Below are 2,157 nucleotides of genomic sequence, written 5' to 3'. Positions count from 1 at the left end.
TCGTAGGTGGCTGCGTAGGCCACCTGGCCGAGCTGCCGCACCGCCGGCCCTGGCTTCATGGTGCGTCGGTGCCGCGCACGCGCAACACAAGGGCGCCGACTTTGCAGGGCCGCAGCAGGGCGTTCATAAAACGTACTTCACCAGCGGATGCGAGGTGAGCGTGCGGTACAGCTCGTCGAGCTGCTCGCGGTGCACCACGTGCACCGACAAGGTCAGCCCCAGGTAGTTGCCGGCCTTGCTGGGCCGTTGCTCGACGTGCATCTGCTCGTCGAACTCGGCCTCAAACGCGCGGGCGATGCTCAGCATGGCGGCCAGGAATTCCGGGTTGTTGCCCCCCATCACCTTGATGGGAAAGCGGCACGGATATTCGATCAGCGATTGCTCGGGTGGGATTTCTTGGGGTGGGTTCATGGCATACCTTCCATTTCAATGGGCCAGACGGGCCTTGGCCCCTTGGTAGCCCGCATACAGTTGTGCATAGACTGGCCCGGGCTTGCCGCGCAGTGCGCCGCGGCCTACCGGGTGCCCATCCAGCGTGGTCACGGCCAGCACCTCTTTGCTGGCCGACGACAGGAGCAATTCATCGGCTTGCAGGACCTCTTCGCGCGCAATGCGGCGCAATTCGAAGTACAGCCCCAGGTCGCGGCAGATGCCTTCAATCAGGCCGAAGCGGATCCCTTCGAGCAGCAAGTGGTCCTTGGGCGGGCCGAACACCGTGCCGTCTTTCACCACCCAGACATTGCTGGCCGCCGCTTCGCTCAGGAATCCGTCGCGGAACATCACCGTTTCCGTGGCGCCCACGTCCGCGCTGATCTGGCGGGCCAACACCGCGCCCAGCAAGCTGGTGCTCTTGATGTGCGCCTTTTGCCACCGAAAATCGTCGGCGGTGACACAGGCCACACCTTGCGCACGTTGCTCGGCGCTGGGCTGTTTCATGTCGCTGGCCATCACGAAAACCGTGGGTTCCAGGTCGGGCGGCATCACATGGTCGCGCAGTGCCACGCCCCGGGTGACTTGTATATAGACGAGTTGGTGGTTAGAGTGGCCGCTGGATTGCAGGTCTTGGATCAGGCGTAGGGCGATCTCCAGCCATGCTTTGCGTGGCAGCGGGTTGCTGATGCGCAGTTCGCCCAAAGAGCGGTCCAGCCGGGCCATGTGTTGCTCAAAGCAGAACACCTGCCCGTCGTAGGCCGGCAATACTTCGTACACGCCATCGCCAAAAATAAAGCCCCGGTCCAGCACGCTGATCTTGGTCTCGGCCAAGGGCCCGTAGGCACCGTTCAGGTAGCACAGTGTGGACGGCAGGTCCGACCGGGGAAGGGCCGGCGAACGCTGGAGTGGGGTGTTCATCATGGGATTATCGGTCGATGACCTGCACGGTCGCGCAAGGCGTGTCGGTGAGCTTGACAGGGGCCTCGGGTTTCTACGTATAATCAATGGCTGTGCTCAATCGCATCAAACTGTAACCCGCGTGTAATTTGCCATGTCGACAATGCGCAAGCCAGAGTCGGCATCACAAGTGACCGACCCTTGGGAAGATGGGGTGCCGGAGCCGGAATTCAAGCCGCTGACGCCCGAAGAGGCCCTGCAGTGGCGAGCCACGCAGCCAGGCTTGTCGCCTTGGCGCGTGGTGGGAGTGCAGTCGCTGGTCGGGCTGGTGGCGGGTTTGCTGGCGTGGTTGTTCACGCAGCGGTCTGCTGTGGCTTGGTCGGTGCTGTATGGCGCGGCATCGGTGGTGGTGCCCACGGCCTTGATGGCCTGGGGGATCACGAAGAGTGCCCTGTCCCGTCGAATGTCGGCTCACGTGGTGACCGCGTTCATGAGTTTTGTATTGTGGGAAGGGGTGAAGATTCTGTTGACGGTGGCCATGTTGTGGTCGGCGCCCAGAATCGTTCCCGACCTGAACTGGCTTGCCCTGGTGGCGGGCCTGGTTGTTGTGCTGAAAGTGTACTGGTTTGGATTTTGGATCCAGACCCGTCGTTCCAAAATAACGGTTGATAGGGCTTCATAGACATGGCTGCTGAAGGACACACGCTCACACCGGGCGAATACATCCGCCACCACCTGGTTCACCTGAACAACACGGGGCACAAGCAGGAATCGATCGTGGACTTTTCCGTGATCAACTTGGATTCCGTGGTGCTCAGCGTCTTGCTG

General features: G+C 61.7%; 3 protein-coding genes and 1 pseudogene. 2 read left to right on the top strand and 2 right to left on the bottom strand.

Annotated elements, in window-relative coordinates; genetic code table 11:
* Positions 1 to 123: 123 nt before the first annotated feature.
* Positions 124 to 411, bottom strand: a complete 288-nt coding sequence (locus ABYB95_RS22250; RefSeq protein ID WP_372662128.1) for a YbeD family protein — start codon at positions 409 to 411, stop codon at positions 124 to 126.
* A 15-nt stretch (positions 412 to 426) separates the two neighbouring features.
* The gene (locus ABYB95_RS22245; RefSeq protein ID WP_372662125.1) at positions 427 to 1,353 is read right to left on the bottom strand and encodes an aminotransferase class IV; all 927 of its coding nucleotides are present in this window, start codon (positions 1,351 to 1,353) and stop codon (positions 427 to 429) included.
* 130 nt (positions 1,354 to 1,483) lie between these two features.
* Between ABYB95_RS22245 and ABYB95_RS22240 the strand changes: the two genes are divergently transcribed.
* Both ABYB95_RS22240 and ABYB95_RS22235 read left to right on the top strand, forming a co-directional pair.
* Positions 1,484 to 2,011 (top strand): ATP synthase subunit I, encoded by a 528-nt coding sequence (locus tag ABYB95_RS22240; protein ID WP_372662122.1) that lies wholly within the window; start codon positions 1,484 to 1,486, stop codon positions 2,009 to 2,011.
* A 2-nt stretch (positions 2,012 to 2,013) separates the two neighbouring features.
* Positions 2,014 to 2,157 (top strand): annotated as a pseudogene (locus tag ABYB95_RS22235) (F0F1 ATP synthase subunit A); the annotation flags it as partial.

Origin of the sequence: Hydrogenophaga sp. (genome assembly GCF_041633695.1) — a bacterium.
Classification (GTDB): domain Bacteria; phylum Pseudomonadota; class Gammaproteobacteria; order Burkholderiales; family Burkholderiaceae_C; genus Hydrogenophaga.
This window is presented reverse-complemented; position numbering and strand designations above follow the sequence as displayed.

What these genes read in the sequence shown, in the direction of transcription:
- ABYB95_RS22250 (WP_372662128.1), bottom strand. Translation starts at nt 411, where the DNA reads ATGAACCCACCCCAAGAAATCCCACCCGAGCAATCGCTGATCGAATAT.
- ABYB95_RS22245 (WP_372662125.1), bottom strand. Translation starts at nt 1,353, where the DNA reads ATGATGAACACCCCACTCCAGCGTTCGCCGGCCCTTCCCCGGTCGGAC.
- ABYB95_RS22240 (WP_372662122.1), top strand. Translation starts at nt 1,484, where the DNA reads ATGTCGACAATGCGCAAGCCAGAGTCGGCATCACAAGTGACCGACCCT.